Genomic DNA, 3,023 nt, shown 5'->3' with positions numbered 1-3,023 from the left:
AAAGACAAAACCCCTACCTGCATGCGCAGATAGGGGTTTTGCGAAATGAATCTTGACGATGACCTACTCTCACATGGGGAAACCCCACACTACCATCGGCGATGCATCGTTTCACTGCTGAGTTCGGGATGGGATCAGGTGGTTCCAATGCTCTATGGTCGTCAAGAAATTCTGTAGCCAGAATGTCCAGATGGACAGCCCAGCGAATTCGGATATGTGATTGTGTGGTTCGTTGCGAACTTTCGGTTCGTATCATCTTCACCACCGCAATTTGGCTGACGCGCAAATTGCTTGGGTGTTATATGGTCAAGCCTCACGGGCAATTAGTATTGGTTAGCTCAACGCCTCACAGCGCTTACACACCCAACCTATCAACGTCGTAGTCTTCGACGGCCCTTTAGGGGATTCAAGATCCCAGTGAGATCTCATCTTGAGGCAAGTTTCCCGCTTAGATGCTTTCAGCGGTTATCTCTTCCGAACATAGCTACCCGGCAATGCCACTGGCGTGACAACCGGAACACCAGAGGTTCGTCCACTCCGGTCCTCTCGTACTAGGAGCAGCCCCTCTCAAATCTCAAACGTCCACGGCAGATAGGGACCGAACTGTCTCACGACGTTCTAAACCCAGCTCGCGTACCACTTTAAATGGCGAACAGCCATACCCTTGGGACCGGCTTCAGCCCCAGGATGTGATGAGCCGACATCGAGGTGCCAAACACCGCCGTCGATATGAACTCTTGGGCGGTATCAGCCTGTTATCCCCGGAGTACCTTTTATCCGTTGAGCGATGGCCCTTCCATACAGAACCACCGGATCACTAAGACCTACTTTCGTACCTGCTCGACGTGTGTGTCTCGCAGTCAAGCGCGCTTTTGCCTTTATACTCTACGACCGATTTCCGACCGGTCTGAGCGCACCTTCGTACTCCTCCGTTACTCTTTGGGAGGAGACCGCCCCAGTCAAACTACCCACCATACACTGTCCTCGATCCGGATAACGGACCTGAGTTAGAACCTCAAAGTTGCCAGGGTGGTATTTCAAGGATGGCTCCATGAGAACTGGCGTCCCCACTTCAAAGCCTCCCACCTATCCTACACAAGCAAATTCAAAGTCCAGTGCAAAGCTATAGTAAAGGTTCACGGGGTCTTTCCGTCTAGCCGCGGATACACTGCATCTTCACAGCGATTTCAATTTCACTGAGTCTCGGGTGGAGACAGCGCCGCCATCGTTACGCCATTCGTGCAGGTCGGAACTTACCCGACAAGGAATTTCGCTACCTTAGGACCGTTATAGTTACGGCCGCCGTTTACCGGGGCTTCGATCAAGAGCTTCGCTTGCGCTAACCCCATCAATTAACCTTCCGGCACCGGGCAGGCGTCACACCCTATACGTCCACTTTCGTGTTTGCAGAGTGCTGTGTTTTTAATAAACAGTCGCAGCGGCCTGGTATCTTCGACCGGCATGGGCTTACGGAGCAAGTCCTTGACCCTCGCCGGCGCACCTTCTCCCGAAGTTACGGTGCCATTTTGCCTAGTTCCTTCACCCGAGTTCTCTCAAGCGCCTTGGTATTCTCTACCTAACCACCTGTGTCGGTTTGGGGTACGGTTCCCAGTTATCTGAAGCTTAGGAGCTTTTCTTGGAAGCATGGTATCAACCACTTCGTCGCCTAAAGGCAACTCGTCATCAGCTCTCGGCCTTAGAATCCCGGATTTGCCTAAGATTCCAGCCTACCACCTTAAACCTGGACAACCAACGCCAGGCTGGCCTAACCTTCTCCGTCCCTCCATCGCAATAACTGGAAGTACAGGAATATTAACCTGTTTTCCATCGACTACGCTTTTCAGCCTCGCCTTAGGGACCGACTAACCCTGCGTCGATTAACGTTGCGCAGGAAACCTTGGTCTTTCGGCGTGCGAGTTTTTCACTCGCATTGTCGTTACTCATGTCAGCATTCGCACTTCTGATACCTCCAGCAAGCTTCTCAACTCACCTTCACAGGCTTACAGAACGCTCCTCTACCGCATCACCAAAAGGTGATACCCGTAGCTTCGGTGCATGGTTTGAGCCCCGTTACATCTTCCGCGCAGGCCGACTCGACTAGTGAGCTATTACGCTTTCTTTAAAGGGTGGCTGCTTCTAAGCCAACCTCCTAGCTGTCTAAGCCTTCCCACATCGTTTCCCACTTAACCATGACTTTGGGACCTTAGCTGACGGTCTGGGTTGTTTCCCTTTTCACGACGGACGTTAGCACCCGCCGTGTGTCTCCCATGCTCGGCACTTGTAGGTATTCGGAGTTTGCATCGGTTTGGTAAGTCGGGATGACCCCCTAGCCGAAACAGTGCTCTACCCCCTACAGTGATACATGAGGCGCTACCTAAATAGCTTTCGAGGAGAACCAGCTATCTCCGAGCTTGATTAGCCTTTCACTCCGATCCACAGGTCATCCGCTAACTTTTCAACGGTAGTCGGTTCGGTCCTCCAGTCAGTGTTACCTAACCTTCAACCTGCCCATGGATAGATCGCCCGGTTTCGGGTCTATACCCAGCGACTAAACGCCCTATTAAGACTCGCTTTCGCTACGCCTCCCCTATTCGGTTAAGCTCGCCACTGAATATAAGTCGCTGACCCATTATACAAAAGGTACGCAGTCACCTAACAAAGTAGGCTCCCACTGCTTGTACGCATACGGTTTCAGGTTCTATTTCACTCCCCTCTCCGGGGTTCTTTTCGCCTTTCCCTCACGGTACTGGTTCACTATCGGTCAGTCAGTAGTATTTAGCCTTGGAGGATGGTCCCCCCATATTCAGACAAAGTTTCTCGTGCTCCGTCCTACTCGATTTCATTGATAAGAGATTTTCGTGTACGGGGCTATCACCCACTATGGCCGCACTTTCCAGAGCGTTCCACTAATCTCAAACCAACTTAAGGGCTGGTCCCCGTTCGCTCGCCACTACTAAGGGAATCTCGGTTGATTTCTTTTCCTCAGGGTACTTAGATGTTTCAGTTCCCCTGGTTCGCCTCTT

Annotated in this window: 2 rRNA genes; both read right to left on the bottom strand. The window is 51.8% G+C overall.

The annotated features are described in order from the left end of the window. Positions 1-50: 50 nt before the first annotated feature. Positions 51-166, bottom strand: a 5S ribosomal RNA gene (gene rrf / locus APH42_RS28660). A gap of 136 nt (positions 167-302) precedes the next feature. Further along, a 23S ribosomal RNA gene (locus tag APH42_RS28655) occupies positions 303-3,023 on the bottom strand; the annotation flags it as partial.

Origin of the sequence: Pseudomonas sp. NBRC 111140 (assembly GCF_001320885.1) — a bacterium.
Classification (GTDB): domain Bacteria; phylum Pseudomonadota; class Gammaproteobacteria; order Pseudomonadales; family Pseudomonadaceae; genus Aquipseudomonas; species Aquipseudomonas putida_P.
The sequence above is the reverse complement of the archived record's forward strand: the minus strand, read 5'-3'. Positions and strand labels throughout refer to the sequence as shown.